The organism is Arthrobacter sp. SLBN-53 (assembly GCF_006715585.1).
Taxonomy (GTDB): Bacteria; Actinomycetota; Actinomycetes; order Mycobacteriales; family Mycobacteriaceae; genus Mycobacterium; species Mycobacterium neoaurum_A.
In genome coordinates this window covers 5,002,625-5,016,043 of sequence record NZ_VFNN01000001.1, presented here as the reverse complement: position 1 = coordinate 5,016,043, position 13,419 = coordinate 5,002,625, and the positions used below count along the sequence as shown (strand labels likewise).

13 protein-coding genes are annotated in these 13,419 nt (G+C 66.8%); 7 read left to right on the top strand and 6 right to left on the bottom strand.

Features of this window, described 5'->3' with window-relative positions:
• Positions 1 to 52 precede the first annotated feature (52 nt).
• A complete protein-coding gene (locus FBY28_RS24175) occupies positions 53 to 1,096 on the bottom strand; it encodes an Rv2578c family radical SAM protein (protein ID WP_141869710.1) in 1,044 nt (347 codons plus the stop codon).
• 48 nt (positions 1,097 to 1,144) lie between these two features.
• A complete protein-coding gene (locus FBY28_RS24170; protein ID WP_174241732.1) occupies positions 1,145 to 1,588 on the bottom strand; it encodes an Rv2576c family protein in 444 nt (147 codons plus the stop codon).
• Between the two features lie 262 nt (positions 1,589 to 1,850).
• Between FBY28_RS24170 and urtA the strand changes: the two genes are divergently transcribed.
• Genes urtA through urtE form a run of 5 tightly spaced genes read left to right on the top strand, consistent with a single transcriptional unit; the run spans position 1,851 to position 6,600 of the window.
• Positions 1,851 to 3,059 carry an urea ABC transporter substrate-binding protein gene (gene urtA, locus FBY28_RS24165; protein WP_019511294.1) on the top strand — a complete coding sequence of 403 codons (1,209 nt, stop codon included), beginning with the start codon at positions 1,851 to 1,853 and terminating at the stop codon, positions 3,057 to 3,059.
• Positions 3,060 to 3,066: 7 nt separating this feature from the next.
• On the top strand, positions 3,067 to 3,951 hold the full coding sequence (urtB, locus tag FBY28_RS24160) for an urea ABC transporter permease subunit UrtB (protein WP_141869708.1): 885 nt from the start codon (positions 3,067 to 3,069) through the stop codon (positions 3,949 to 3,951).
• On the top strand, positions 3,948 to 5,078 hold the full coding sequence (gene urtC, locus FBY28_RS24155; RefSeq protein ID WP_141869707.1) for an urea ABC transporter permease subunit UrtC: 1,131 nt from the start codon (positions 3,948 to 3,950) through the stop codon (positions 5,076 to 5,078). The genes urtB and urtC overlap by 4 nt, the downstream gene beginning before the upstream one ends.
• The gene (gene urtD, locus FBY28_RS24150; RefSeq protein WP_141869706.1) at positions 5,075 to 5,908 is read left to right on the top strand and encodes an urea ABC transporter ATP-binding protein UrtD; all 834 of its coding nucleotides are present in this window, start codon (positions 5,075 to 5,077) and stop codon (positions 5,906 to 5,908) included. Before urtC ends, urtD begins: the two co-directional genes overlap by 4 nt.
• Entirely contained in the window at positions 5,908 to 6,600 is a 693-nt protein-coding gene (gene urtE, locus FBY28_RS24145) for an urea ABC transporter ATP-binding subunit UrtE (protein ID WP_141869705.1), read from the top strand. Before urtD ends, urtE begins: the two co-directional genes overlap by 1 nt.
• A gap of 39 nt (positions 6,601 to 6,639) precedes the next feature.
• Here urtE and dtd read toward each other — a convergent pair whose 3' ends face one another.
• The 3 genes from dtd to FBY28_RS24130 all read right to left on the bottom strand — a co-directional run bounded on the left by dtd (position 6,640) and on the right by FBY28_RS24130 (position 9,134).
• Positions 6,640 to 7,077, bottom strand: a complete 438-nt coding sequence (gene dtd, locus FBY28_RS24140) for a D-aminoacyl-tRNA deacylase (RefSeq protein ID WP_141869704.1) — start codon at positions 7,075 to 7,077, stop codon at positions 6,640 to 6,642.
• Between the two features lie 138 nt (positions 7,078 to 7,215).
• Positions 7,216 to 8,475, bottom strand: a complete 1,260-nt coding sequence (gene hisS / locus FBY28_RS24135) for a histidine--tRNA ligase (protein WP_141869703.1) — start codon at positions 8,473 to 8,475, stop codon at positions 7,216 to 7,218.
• The gene (locus FBY28_RS24130; protein ID WP_286178519.1) at positions 8,472 to 9,134 is read right to left on the bottom strand and encodes an MBL fold metallo-hydrolase; all 663 of its coding nucleotides are present in this window, start codon (positions 9,132 to 9,134) and stop codon (positions 8,472 to 8,474) included. The genes hisS and FBY28_RS24130 overlap by 4 nt, the downstream gene beginning before the upstream one ends.
• Before the next feature lie 108 nt (positions 9,135 to 9,242).
• On the opposite strand from FBY28_RS24130, the gene FBY28_RS24125 reads away from it, so the two are divergent.
• On the top strand, positions 9,243 to 10,136 hold the full coding sequence (locus tag FBY28_RS24125) for a peptidylprolyl isomerase (RefSeq protein WP_174241731.1): 894 nt from the start codon (positions 9,243 to 9,245) through the stop codon (positions 10,134 to 10,136).
• A gap of 28 nt (positions 10,137 to 10,164) precedes the next feature.
• Complete coding sequence (locus tag FBY28_RS24120; protein ID WP_141869701.1) at positions 10,165 to 11,136, top strand: peptidylprolyl isomerase; 972 nt, start codon at positions 10,165 to 10,167, stop codon at positions 11,134 to 11,136.
• A gap of 30 nt (positions 11,137 to 11,166) precedes the next feature.
• On the opposite strand, the gene FBY28_RS24115 is transcribed toward FBY28_RS24120, so the two are convergent.
• On the bottom strand, positions 11,167 to 13,383 hold the full coding sequence (locus FBY28_RS24115; RefSeq protein ID WP_216848247.1) for a RelA/SpoT family protein: 2,217 nt from the start codon (positions 13,381 to 13,383) through the stop codon (positions 11,167 to 11,169).
• Positions 13,384 to 13,419: the final 36 nt, after the last annotated feature.

The following is a 13,419-nucleotide window of genomic DNA, read 5'->3' as shown; positions in this document are numbered from 1 at the left end:
CCAACTGTTCGAACTTGTGTGCGATTCTACCGAGGCGCACCGACATTTCTTCTCAGAACAGGGTGGGGTGCGCCGGTGCCGCGACTTCGGAGGAAACGGCACCGGCGCCGGCTGGCGTCGCCGGTGCCGACATCGCGACACCAGCCGATCGCCTGGTCAGTCCGTACCTGGCCAGCAGCGGAGCGGCCCTGGTACGGAGTTCGTCGCGGTATTCGGCAGGCAGGTACGCACCACGCCGGTAGAGCCGCTGGTATTCGGAAACGTGCTGGGGGTGGGTGCGCTGCAACCACGACATGAACCAACCGCGCGTCGCGCCCCGCAGGTGCAGGCCGAACACCGTGGCACCGGTCGCGCCCGCATCGGCGATCTGACACAGCAGCGCATCGAGATGTTCGACGGAATCGGTCAGCCGCGGCAGCACCGGGGCCACCATGACATGACAGTCCAACCCGGCATCGCGGACCGCGGAGATCAACGCCAGCCGGGCTTGCGGCGACGGCGTTCCGGGTTCGATCGATCGTTGCAGGTCCGGATCGCCGATCGCCAACGAGATCGATACCCGCGCGCCGGCCCCGTCATGGGCCGCCTCGGCGATGAGCGGCAGATCGCGGCGCAACAGGGTGCCCTTGGTCAGGATCGAGAACGGCGTGCCGGATTCGGCGAGCGCGGCCAGGATGCCCGGCATCAACCGATAGCGACCCTCGGCACGCTGGTACGGATCGGTGTTGGTGCCGAGCGCCACCGTCTCCCGGGTCCACGATCTGCGCCGGAGTTCCCGGGCGAGCACCTCGGCCACGTTGGTCTTGACCACGATCTCGGTGTCGAAATCCGCACCGGGGTCGAAGTCAAGGTACTCGTGAGTGGTCCTGGCGAAGCAGTAGCGGCACGCGTGCGCGCACCCGCGGTAGCCGTTGACGGTGTACCGAAAAGGCAGCATGGCCGCATCGGGCACCTTGTTGAGCGCCGATTTGCACAGGATCTCGTGGAAGGTGATCCCGTCGAACTCCGGGGTCCGCACGCTGCGCACGAAACCGAGACGAGCCAGGCCCGGCAACGCGCCGTCGTCGACCCGCACCCCCTGCCCGTCCCACCGCATGACCCTATCGAACAATTGTTCGACAGGGTTTGTCAAGCGGTCAGCGAACTACCACTGACTGCCCTGGCAGATCGGGCTGTAGGGGTTGTCGGCAGCCGCGATGACCTGGTCACCCGCCACGATGTCGCAGTGTGCGTTCGGCGCACCGACGCTGCCCTTTGTGGTGCTGCTGACCTGCAGGATCGCCCACTGCGGGTCGGCGAGCGTGGTCTCGAAGACCCACGGAGCCCCCGGTCCGACGGTGATCGTCTCGCGCTTGGCGTATGCGTAGGCGTCGGCGTTGTAGGCACCCATGTTGGGCGGCTGAGCCGTCAGATAGAACACCTGGAACTGATAGGGCGCGCCCGAGGTCAGGGTGTACCGCACCAACTGGCCCTCCGGCTCGGCATGGGCGACCGCAGGCCCGAAGGCCAGTGCGGCACCCGCCAGCAGGGCGGCCGCGCCCGCTGCTGCACCGACGTTTGCCGCGATCTTGCTCGTAGCTTTTCGCATGACCAACACATCGCCGGACGCTACCGGATCGTTACACCGGTCGCCCAGACGCCGCGAAGCGCGAGAAAACAGGGCGTGAGCAAGAGGTTAATTTGTTCGTCACAAACAGAAATTTCACAGAAACCTCGCGCCCATAACGTGCCGATTCGACACCCACACGGGTCCGAAAGTTCCGCTCATACAGCCGAACTCGAACGAAAGGCCGTTGATGGCACACCTCCGACCGACGTCGAAGAGATCATTTCTGTTAGCGGGAAGCGTCGTGGTCACCGCCTCGATGCTGCTCTCTGCCTGCGGCAGCAAGGCCACCGACGAGGGCGGCAGCGCCGCCGCATCATGCGTGGACACCTCCGGTGACACCATCAAGGTCGGCTCGCTGAACTCACTGTCGGGAACCATGGCGATCTCCGAGGTCACCGTGCGTGATTCCATCAAACTGGCCGTCGACGAGATCAATGCCGGCGGCGGTGTTCTCGGCAAACAGATCCAACTGGTGGGCGAGGACGGCGCCTCGGAGCCGACCGTGTTCGCCGAGAAGGCGCAGAAGCTGATCAACAGCGACTGCGTGGCGGCCGTCTTCGGTGGCTGGACGTCCTCGAGCCGTAAGGCCATGCTGCCGGTGTTCGAAGACAACAACTCCCTGCTCTACTACCCGGTCCAGTACGAGGGCCTGGAGTCCTCCCCCAACATCTTCTACACGGGGGCGACCACCAACCAGCAGATCGTCCCGGCGCTGGACTATTTGAAGGAAAAGGGCACCAAGTCGCTGTACCTGGTCGGCAGCGACTACGTCTTCCCGCAGACCGCCAACCGCATCATCAAGGCCTATGCCGCGGCCAACGGGATCGAGATCAAGGGCGAGGATTACACGCCGCTGGGCTCGACGGACTTCTCGACGATCATCAACAAGGTCCGCACCGCGGATGCCGACGCGGTGTTCAACACCCTCAACGGTGATTCCAACGTCGCCTTCTTCCGTGAATACAAGAACGTCGGGCTGACCCCGCAGGCGATGCCGGTGGTCTCGGTGTCCATCGCCGAGGAAGAGGTCGGCGGTATCGGTGTGCAGAACGTCACCGACCAGCTGACGGCGTGGAACTACTACCAGACCATCGACACCCCGGTGAACGACGCGTTCGTAGCCGCGTACAAGAAGGCCTACGGCGCGAACAAGCCCACCTCCGATCCGATGGAGGCCGCCTACGTCTCGGTGCACCTGTGGAAGAACACCGTAGAGAAGGCAGGGTCGTTCGACGTCAAGGCAATTCAGGACAATGCCGGTGGCGTGAGCTTCGACGCCCCCGAGGGCAAGGTCACCATCGACGGTGAGAACAACCACATCACCAAGACCGCCCGCATCGGTGAGATCAAGCCCGACGGTCTGATCTACACCGTGTGGGAATCCCCCGCACCCATCGAGCCGGACCCGTACCTGAAGTCCTACCCGTGGGCCGCCGGCCTGTCCGGGTAAGAACAGCATGGATGTCCTCATCGGACAGCTGGCAACGGGATTGAGCCTCGGCTCGATCCTGTTGCTGGCTGCACTCGGCCTGTCCCTCACGTTCGGTCAGATGGGCGTCATCAACATGGCGCACGGCGAATTCATCATGGCCGGCTGTTACACCACCTTCGTCGTCCAGCAGATCATCTCCAATGCCGGTGTCTCGCTGATCATCTCGCTGATCGTCGGCTTCGTCATCGGCGGATTGTTCGGTGTACTGCTGGAGGTCACCCTGATCCAGCGGATGTACCACCGACCGTTGGACACCCTGCTGGTCACCTTCGGCGTGGGACTCGTCCTGCAGCAGTTGGCCCGTGACATCTTCGGCGCGCCGGCGGTCAACGTCGTCGCCCCGTCCTGGCTGTCCGGCGGGTTCGAGATCTTCGGTGCCGTCGTGCCCAAGACCCGCATCTTCATCCTGGTGTTGGCCGTCGCGTGCGTCACCGCGCTGGCCGTCGCGCTCAAGGCCAGCCCGATGGGCCGGCGGATCAGGGCAGTGGTGCAGAACCGCGATCTCGCCGAGACCAGCGGTATCTCGTCGCGCAAGACCGACATCACGACCTTCTTCATCGGGTCGGGTCTGGCCGGCGTCGCGGGTGTGGCGCTGACGCTGATCGGCTCCACCAGCCCGACGATCGGCCAGGCCTATCTGATCGACGCCTTCCTGGTGGTCGTGGTCGGTGGCCTCGGCCAGATCAAGGGCACGGTGATCGCCGCGTTCGGCATCGGCTTCCTGAACTCGGTGATCGAGTACAACACCACGGCATCGCTGGCCAAGGTGATCCTGTTCGTCATCATCGTGATCTTCCTGCAGGCCCGCCCGCAGGGCCTGTTCACCGTCCGGACAAGGAGTTTGGTGTGAGAACGATCCTTGGACGCTGGCAGACATGGGCCGGGTTCGGTGTGGCGGCGGTACTGCTGTTCGGCGTGGCTCCCGCGGCGCTGTCGACGTTCCGGCTCGGCCTGCTCGGCCAGTTCCTGTGCTATGCCATCGTGGCGGTCGGTATCGGGCTGGCCTGGGGCCGCGGCGGCATGCTGGTGCTCGGGCAGGGGGTGTTCTTCGGTATCGGCGGCTACATCATGGGGATGCACCTCAAGATCGCCGACGCCGAGTTCGCGGGCAACAGCGTGCCGGACTTCATGCAGATCCAGGGTGTCCGTGAGCTGCCCGGCTTCTGGGCGCCGTTCGCCTCTCCCCTGGTGACGCTGGTGTCGATCGTGCTGATCCCGACCGCCATCGCCGCGGTGCTCGGACTCGGCGTGTTCAAGCGCCGCGTCAAGGGCGCCTATTTCGCGATCCTGTCCCAGGCGCTGGCGGCCGCGTTGGCCATCCTGCTCGTCGGCCAGATGAGCCTCGGCGGATCCAACGGGCTCAACGGGTTCCGGACATTCTTCGGGTTCCGCCTTGCCGATCCGGCCAACAAGCAGATGCTGTACTTCATCGCTGCGGGCATCCTGCTGGTGGTCGTCGCCGTGGTACGTCAGCTGATGCAGAGCCGCTACGGCGAACTGCTGGTGGCGGTGCGCGACGGCGAGGAGCGGGTCCGGTTCCTGGGCTACGATCCGGCGAACATCAAGGTCGTCGCGTACACGACCGCCGCGTTGTTCGCCAGCATCGCCGGTGCGCTGTTCGCGCCCATCGTGGGCTTCATCAGCCCGTCGCAGGTGGGCATCCTGCCCTCGATCGCGTTCCTGATCGGGGTGGCCATCGGCGGGCGGACGACATTGTTGGGACCGGTGCTCGGCGCCATCGGTGTGGCGTGGGCGCAGACCCTGTTCTCCGAGCAGTATCCCTCGGGGTGGATCTACGGGCAGGGCCTGCTGTTCATCCTGGTCGTCGGGTTCTTCCCGGCGGGTCTGGCCGGACTGGCGGTGTTCCTGCGCCGCAAGAACAAGGACACCCCCGGTGACGGCGACGCGCCGGACCCGGTGTCGGTGCCCGACCCCGATCCCGAACCGGAATCCGAGAAGGCCGGAGCCAGCACATGAGCGTCACCGTGACCGACAACCATCCGGAGCCCACCGCAGGCGGTAACGTCGGCATGGGTACCCAGTATCTGGAAGTACGAGGTCTGACAGTCGATTTCGACGGTTTCAAGGCCGTCAGCGACGTCGACCTGACGCTGTTCCAGGGTGACCTGAGGTTCCTGATCGGCCCCAACGGTGCGGGCAAGACCACCGTGATCGATGCGATCACCGGTCTGGTGCCGGGCACCGGGTCGGTCAGCAAGTCCGGGGTGGAACTGCTGGGCAAGAAGGTCCACCAGATCGCCCGTAACGGTGTGGGCCGCACCTTCCAGACCGCGACGGTCTTCGAGCAGCTGACCGTGCTGCAGAACCTCGATATCGCCGCGGGAGCGGGCCGCTCGGCGTGGACGCTGCTGCGCCGTCGTGCGGGTGTCCTACCCGCCATCGAAGAGGCCCTGGAGACAACGGGATTGACCGCGTTGGCGGACAAGCCGGCCGGGGTGCTCGCACACGGCCAGAAGCAGTGGTTGGAGATCGGCATGCTGCTGGTGCAGAACGCCGAGGTGCTGTTGCTCGACGAGCCCGTGGCCGGGATGAGCCACGAGGAACGCGAGGAGACCGGAAACCTGCTGCGGCGCATCGGCGGTGAGCGCACCGTCGTCGTGGTCGAGCACGATATGGACTTCATGCGGGCGTTCGCGACCTCGGTGACCGTACTGGCCCGCGGTCAGGTGATCGCCGAGGGTTCGGTCGCCGAGGTTCAGGCCAACCCCAAGGTGCAGGAGGTCTATCTGGGCACCGCGGCCGCAGGCGCCGAGGGCGTGCCCGATGAACTGAAAGAGGAATCCTGATGCTCGAACTCGTCGACGTCCGCTCCGGGTACGGCCGCTCGGAGGTCATCCACGGGGTGTCCCTGGAGGTGCCCTCCGATGGCGTGGCCGCCGTGATGGGGCACAACGGCGCGGGCAAGACGACCCTGTTGCGGGCCGCGGTCGGGTTGCTCAAATGCAGTGCCGGCACGGTGCGGTTCGACGGTGAGGACATCACCAAACTCCGCCCGAGCGCCCGCGTCGCGCGCGGTATCGCCTATGTGCCCCAAGGGCAGCAGTCCTTCGGCCAGCTGACCACCGCCGAGAATCTGCAGGTGGTCGCCGACGGCCGTAAGAACGGCAAGGCACTCATCGACGAACAGTTGGACCTGTTCCCGGCATTGAAGGAATTGTTGGGTCGGCGGGCCGGGTTGCTCTCCGGTGGTCAACGCCAGCAGCTGGCGATCGCCCGCGCCCTCATCACCACACCGAAATGCCTCATCCTCGACGAGCCCACCGAAGGCATCCAGCCCTCGGTGGTGCACGAGATCGAACAGGCCATCACCGCGCTGACCCAGCGGGGCGATCTCGGGGTGCTGCTGGTCGAACAGCACATCGGTTTCGCGCTGGAATCCGCGCAGCGCTACTACATCCTGGAGTCGGGCCGGGTCACCTCACGCGGCGCCGGTGGATCGTCCTCGGAGGCCGAGGTGCGCGCGGCGATGGCAATCTGACGGCACCGCCGTCGTGGCCATCTGACATTCGCCGACCGATCACGCATCCAGCTCCAGCAGCACCGTCACCGGGCCGTCGTTGACCAGCTCGACCTGCATATCGGCGCCGAACACCCCCGTGCTGACCTGCGCGCCCAGTTCGCGCAGCGCGGCGGTGAAGGCGTCGATCAACGGTTCGGCCACCGGACGCGGGGCGGCCGCGTTCCAGGACGGCCGCCGACCCTTGACGGTGTTGGCGTACAGGGTGAACTGGCTGACCACCAGGATCGGCGCATCGATATCGGCAGCTGCGGCCTCGTCATCGAGAATGCGTAGCCGCCAGAGCTTTTCGGCCATTTTCGCCGCCAGCGCCACATCATCGGTGTGAGTGATGCCCACCAGCGCGAGCAGGCCCTGACCGGTGGGGTTGATCTCCCCCACCGTCACACCGTCGACGCTCACCCGCGCCGAACTCACCCGCTGCACCAGAACTCGCATCACCCGACCCTAGAGGGTGCCCACGCTGCGGATCATCGCCGAGCACGGCGGGCTGGTGCGGGTTCGGCCGGCGAGCGTGCGCCGACTCACCCCTGACCGCGGCGTGTCGGGGTGCAGACACGCACGCTCGCCGGGAAGTCAGCCCAGCCGGGAGAGCACCTCGGCCACGACGGCGTCGACAGCGATATCGGTCTGCTCACCGTTGGACAGGTCCTTCACCCCGACCGTGCCCGCCTCGATATCACGGTCGCCCGCCACCAGCGCCAAGCGCGCACCGGAGCGGTCGGCACCCTTCATCGACGCCTTCAGGCTGCGATCCCCGTAGGCAAGATCCACCCGGACACCGTTGGCGCGCAGGGCAGCCGCCAGCTTGGCGAGCTCCAGCTTGGCCGCCTCGCCCAGCGGAACCCCGAACACGTCCACCCGGTTCGTCGCACCGACCGTGCGGCCCTCGGCACGCAACGCCAACAGGGTGCGGTCCACACCCAGACCGAACCCGATCCCGGAAAGATCTTGCCCGCCGAGCTGACTCATCAGGCCGTCATAGCGGCCGCCGCCGCCGATACCGGACTGCGCGCCCAGCCCGTCGTGCACGAACTCGAACGTCGTCTTGGTGTAGTAATCCAGGCCGCGCACCATCCGCGGATTGACCACGTAGGGCACACCGAGTGCGTCCAGGTGAGCCAGCACGGTCTCGAAATGCACCTTGGCCGCATCGGAGAGGTGATCGAGCATCACCGGGGCGTCGGCGGTCATCTCCCGCACATGCGGTCGCTTGTCGTCGAGCACCCGCAGCGGGTTCAGCCGGGCGCGCTGGCGGGTTTCCTCGTCGAGGTCGAGCGCGAACAGGAAGTCCTGCAGCAACTCCCGGTACTGGGGACGGCAGGTGTCATCGCCGAGGGAGGTGATCTCCAGCCGGAAACCGTCGAGACCCAGTGCGCGGAATCCGGCGTCGGCGACGGCGATCACCTCGGCGTCCAGCGCCGGGTCGTCGATACCGATGGCCTCCACACCGACCTGCTGCAGCTGTCGGTACCGGCCCGCCTGCGGACGCTCGTACCGGAAGAACGGCCCCGAGTAGCAGAGCTTGACCGGCAGCGCCCCACGGTCCAGACCGTGCTCGATGACGGCCCGCATGACCCCGGCGGTGCCCTCCGGGCGCAGCGTCACCGACCGGTCACCGCGATCGGCGAAGGTGTACATCTCCTTGCTCACCACATCGGTGGACTCGCCGACGCCGCGCGCGAACAGCGCGGTCTCCTCGAAGATCGGCAACTCGATATCGCCGTAGCCGGCCCGCCGGGCCGCCCCGAGCAGACCGTCTCGCACGGCGACGAACGCCGCCGAATCGGGCGGGAAGTAGTCGGGCACACCCTTGGGGGCGCGGAAATCAGTCACAGAACCAGGCCTTCGAGAAATGGGTTGGTGCGGCGTTCGATGCCGATCGTGGACCTCGGGCCGTGGCCCGGGAGTATCACGGTGTCGTCGTCGAGCACCATCAGTTTGGTCATGATCGAGTCGATCAGGGAATTACCGCTGCCGCCGGGCAGGTCGGTACGCCCCACCGAACCCTGGAACAGCGTGTCACCGGTGAACACCTGCCCCTGGGTGCGAAAACACACCGACCCGCGGGTGTGACCGGGCGTGTGGTCGACGCTCACCCGGATGCCGCCGAGGTCCAACACCTGACCATCGGTGCGCAGTTCGACGAGCTGGCGGGGCTCGGAGAACACCGCGCCCAGCGTCAGCCGGCCCAGCGTCCCCCACAGCCCGCCGCTGGTCAGGCCCTGCACCGGGTCGGTGAGCATGGCCCGGTCGGCGGGATGGATGTACACCGGGCAGCCGTACCGGTCGGCCACCTTCTGCGCCGACCACATGTGGTCGATGTGACCGTGGGTCAGCAGCACCGCGGCCGGGGTGAGCCGGTGCTCGTCGAGGATGCGCTGCAGCCGCGCCGACGCCGACTGCCCGGGGTCGACGATGACGGCATCGGCGCCCGCGTGCGCTGCGAACACGTAGCAGTTGCACGCCAGCACCCCCGTCGGGAATCCGGTCATCAGCACCCGGTCAGTTTCCCATGTCCACTCGACGGACCGGTATTCGCGCGGGTCGCACGGCCGACACTCAGAAACGCCTGGCACACTCGTTGCCGACGTGTTCGGCGAATGAGGAGGACAGCGGCGGTGCCGACCAACGAACAGCGAAGGGCAGCGGCCAAGCGCAAGCTGGAGCGGCAGCTGGAGCGACGAGCCGCACAGGCCAAGCGGCAGCGACTGCTCACCATCATCGCCTCGGCGGTGGGTGCGGTCGTCGTCATCGGCGCCGTGGTGGCCACGGTCGTGATCACCACCAAGGATTCCGACACCACGGCCTCGGCGTCCACCACCACGACGGTCGACCCCAACGCCCCGCAGCCCGCCGCCGACGGCAAGCTGCCCGCGTTCGTCGCGCCGGCCGGCCTCGGCCAGAACTGCCAGTACCCGGCGGCCGGGAAGGCCAGCAAACCGGTCAACCCGCCGCGGACCGGCGCCATCCCGATGGATGAGGCCGAGGTCAGCGTCAGCATGTCGACCGACCAGGGCAATATCGGTCTGCAGCTGAACAACGCGCAGGCGCCCTGCACCACCAACAGCTTCGCCAGTCTGGCCCAGCAGGGCTACTTCAACGACACCCCGTGCCACCGACTGACCACCAGCGACAGCCTGTCTGTGCTGCAGTGCGGCGACCCGACCGGCCAGGGCACCGGCGGGCCGGGCTACCAGTTCGCCAACGAGTACCCGACCAACCAGTACCAGCCCGACAACCCGGCGCTGCAGCAGCCCGTGCTGTACCCACGCGGCACGCTGGCCATGGCCAACGCCGGCGCGGGCACCAACGGCAGCCAGTTCTTCCTGGTGTACAAGGACTCCCAGCTGCCGCCGGGCTACACCGTGTTCGGCACCATCGACGAGACCGGACTGGCCACCCTGGACAAGATCGCCGCGGGCGGCGTAGCCGGGGGCGGACAGGACGGCGAACCCGCGACCAAGGTGATGGTGAAGACCATCGCGGTCGACTGAGCGACCGACCGAGCTGTCGACCGACCCGATGAGCGTCCCGCCGCCGTACGGCTACCCGCCGGAGCAGTACGGGTATCCGCCGCAGCGGCGGCCCACCAACTCACTGGCGGTGGCGGCGCTGATCTGCGGGATCCTGGTGGCCCCGCTGGGCATCGTGTTCGGGCACATCTCGCTGTACCAGATCAAGCGCAGCGGTGACGAGGGCCGCGGGATGGCCATCGCCGGACTGGTGCTCGGCTACCTGCTGACCGCCTTCGGTGTGCTGGTGCTGATCGTGGCCATCGTGGCCACCCGCGCGGTCATCGAGGACATCCGGCACTACAACCCGTCCGCACCGGGATACTCGGCCACCCCCGGTGTCGTCGAACCGCTGCCGGAGTTCAAGGCGCCGGCGACGCTCGGTTCGAACTGCCAGTACCTGCCGACCCCGGAAAAGGCGGCCAAGCCGGTGGATCCGCCGCTGATGGGCCGGGTGCCCACGACACCGGCGACGATCGAGGCCGAGATCAGCACCGACCGCGGCTATATCGGCCTGCAGCTCGACAACGGCCAGGCGCCCTGCACGGTGAACAATTTCGCCAGCCTCTCGGCGCAGGGTTTCTTCGACGACACCACCTGCCATCGGTTGACCACCAGCGACACGCTCGGAGTGTTGCAGTGCGGCGATCCCACGGGCAGCGGCGACGGCGGACCGGGCTACCAATTTCCCAACGAATACCCGACCAACCAGTTCCGGCTGACCGACCCGGCCATCCGCGCCCCCATGCTGTATCCGCGCGGCACGCTGGCCATGGCCAATGCCGGGGCGGGCACCAACGGCAGCCAGTTCTTCCTGGTGTACAAGGATTCCCAGCTACCGCCGACGTACACGGTGTTCGGCGCCATCGACCCCAGCGGGCTCAAGGTGCTCGACGAGATCGCGGCAGCTGGGGTCGCCGGCGGTGGTGACGACGGCGAGCCCGCGACCACGGTGACCATCGAAGCAGTCGTGGTGCAGTAACGGCTCACGCCGCGCAAGCCGGACCGCGGCTCACGCCGCGGAAGTCACCCGGTACACGTCGTACACACCCTCGACATTGCGCACGACGTTGAGCACATGACCCAGGTGTTTGGGGTCGCCCATCTCGAACGTGAACCGGCTGATCGCAACCCGGTCGTTGGAGGTGGTCACCGACGCCGACAGGATGTTGACCTTCTCATCGGCGAGCACGCGGGTGACATCGGAGAGCAACCGATGCCGGTCCAGCGCCTCGACCTGGATGGCGACCAGGAACACCGATGACGGCGAGGGGGCCCACTGCACCTCGATGATGCGCTCGGACTGCTCCTGAAGTGATTCGGCATTGGTGCAATCGGTGCGGTGCACGCTGACCCCGCCGCCGCGGGTGACGAAGCCCATGATGACATCGCCGGGGACCGGGGTGCAGCACTTGGCCAGCTTGGTCAGCACCCCGACCGCGCCGGGAACCGACACCCCGACGTCATCGCTGGTGCGGTGCCGCATCGGCATGGTGGCCGGCGTCGACCGCTCGGCGATCTCGTCCTCGGCCTCTTCGTCGCCGCCGAACTGGGCAAGCAGGCGCTGCACGACGTGCCGAGCCGAGGTGTGGCCCTCACCGACCGCGGTGTAGAGCGCCGAGACATCGGCGTAGTGCAGTTCGCGGGCCAGGTTCGTCATGGAGTCCGCACTCATCAACCGCTGCAACGGGAGCCCACCGCGGCGGACCTCACGCACGATCGCATCCTTGCCCGCTTCGAGCGCCTCCTCGCGGCGCTCCTTGGCGAACCACTGCCGGATCTTGGCCTTAGCCCGCGGCGATACGACGAAGGTCTGCCAGTCCCGCGACGGCCCGGCGTTGGCGGCCTTGGAGGTGAAAACCTCGACCTGGTCGCCATTTTCGAGCTTGCGCTCCAGCGCGACCAGGCGATGGTTGACCCGCGCCCCGATACAGCGGTGACCGACCTCGGTGTGCACGGCGTAGGCGAAGTCCACCGGTGTCGACCCGGTCGGCAGAGTGATGACGTCACCCTTCGGGGTGAAAACGAAGATCTCCTGCACCGCAAGGTCATAACGCAACGATTCGAGGAACTCACCGGGGTCGGCGGCTTCCCGTTGCCAATCGAGAAGCTGTCGCATCCACGCCATCTCGTCGATTTCGGCGGCGGTGTGCCCACCGGGAACACCGTTGCGCCCCTTGGCTTCCTTGTATCGCCAGTGCGCCGCGATGCCGAACTCGGCGGTGTCGTGCATGTCGTTGGTGCGGATCTGCACCTCCAGCGGCTTGCCCTCCGGGCCGATGACGGTGGTGTGCAGCGACTGGTACACCCCGTACCGCGGTTGGGCGATGTAATCCTTGAACCGGCCCGCCATCGGCTGCCACAGCGAATGCACCACACCGACGGCGGCATAACAGTCACGCATGTCGTCACACAGGATGCGGACGCCGACCAGGTCGTGGATATCGTCGAAGTCGCGGCCCTTGACGATCATCTTCTGATAGATCGACCAGTAGTGCTTGGGCCTGCCCTCTACGGTGGCGCTGATCTTCATGGCCGCCAGCGACGAACCGATCTCGGCGCGCACCCTGGCCAGGTAGGTGTCCCGCGACGGCGCACGGTCGGCGACCAGTCGGACGATCTCCTCGTATCGCTTGGGGTGCAGGATCGCGAACGACAGATCCTCCAGCTCCCATTTGACGGTCGCCATGCCCAACCGATGTGCCAGCGGGGCAATGACTTCCAGCGTCTCGCGGGCCTTGCGAGCCTGCTTCTCCGGCGGCAGGAAACGCATGGTGCGCATGTTGTGCAGCCGGTCGGCGACCTTGATCACCAGCACCCGGGGGTCGCGGGCCATTGCGATGATCATCTTGCGGATGGTCTCGCCCTCGGCGGCGCTACCGAGGGCGACCTTGTCGAGTTTGGTCACCCCGTCGACGAGATGGCCGACCTCGCTGCCGAAGTCGTTGGTGAGCTCGTCGAGGGAGTACCCGGTGTCCTCCACGGTGTCGTGCAGGAGCGCGGCCACCAGCGTGGTGGTGTCCATACCCAGTTCGGCGAGGATGTTCGCCACGGCCAGCGGATGGGTGATGTAGGGATCACCGGAGCGGCGCATCTGGTCGGCGTGGCGCTGTTCGGCGACATCATAGGCGCGCTGCAGGATGGCCAGATCTGCCTTCGGGTGGAACTGGCGGTGCACCGCCACCAGCGGTTCGAGCACGGGGTTGACGGGGCTGCGCTGGGCGGTCATCCGCCGGGCGAGCCGGGCCCGCACCCGGCGTGAGGC

Bases quoted from the DNA above. Each gene is read 5' to 3' on its own strand.
- FBY28_RS24175 (WP_141869710.1), bottom strand. From the start codon at position 1,096: ATGCGGTGGGACGGGCAGGGGGTGCGGGTCGACGACGGCGCGTTGCCG.
- FBY28_RS24170 (WP_174241732.1), bottom strand. From the start codon at position 1,588: ATGCGAAAAGCTACGAGCAAGATCGCGGCAAACGTCGGTGCAGCAGCG.
- urtB (WP_141869708.1), top strand. From the start codon at position 3,067: ATGGATGTCCTCATCGGACAGCTGGCAACGGGATTGAGCCTCGGCTCG.
- urtD (WP_141869706.1), top strand. From the start codon at position 5,075: ATGAGCGTCACCGTGACCGACAACCATCCGGAGCCCACCGCAGGCGGT.
- urtE (WP_141869705.1), top strand. From the start codon at position 5,908: ATGCTCGAACTCGTCGACGTCCGCTCCGGGTACGGCCGCTCGGAGGTC.
- dtd (WP_141869704.1), bottom strand. From the start codon at position 7,077: ATGCGAGTTCTGGTGCAGCGGGTGAGTTCGGCGCGGGTGAGCGTCGAC.
- FBY28_RS24130 (WP_286178519.1), bottom strand. From the start codon at position 9,134: ATGACCGGATTCCCGACGGGGGTGCTGGCGTGCAACTGCTACGTGTTC.
- FBY28_RS24125 (WP_174241731.1), top strand. From the start codon at position 9,243: ATGAGGAGGACAGCGGCGGTGCCGACCAACGAACAGCGAAGGGCAGCG.
- FBY28_RS24120 (WP_141869701.1), top strand. From the start codon at position 10,165: ATGAGCGTCCCGCCGCCGTACGGCTACCCGCCGGAGCAGTACGGGTAT.
- FBY28_RS24115 (WP_216848247.1), bottom strand. From the start codon at position 13,383: ATGACCGCCCAGCGCAGCCCCGTCAACCCCGTGCTCGAACCGCTGGTG.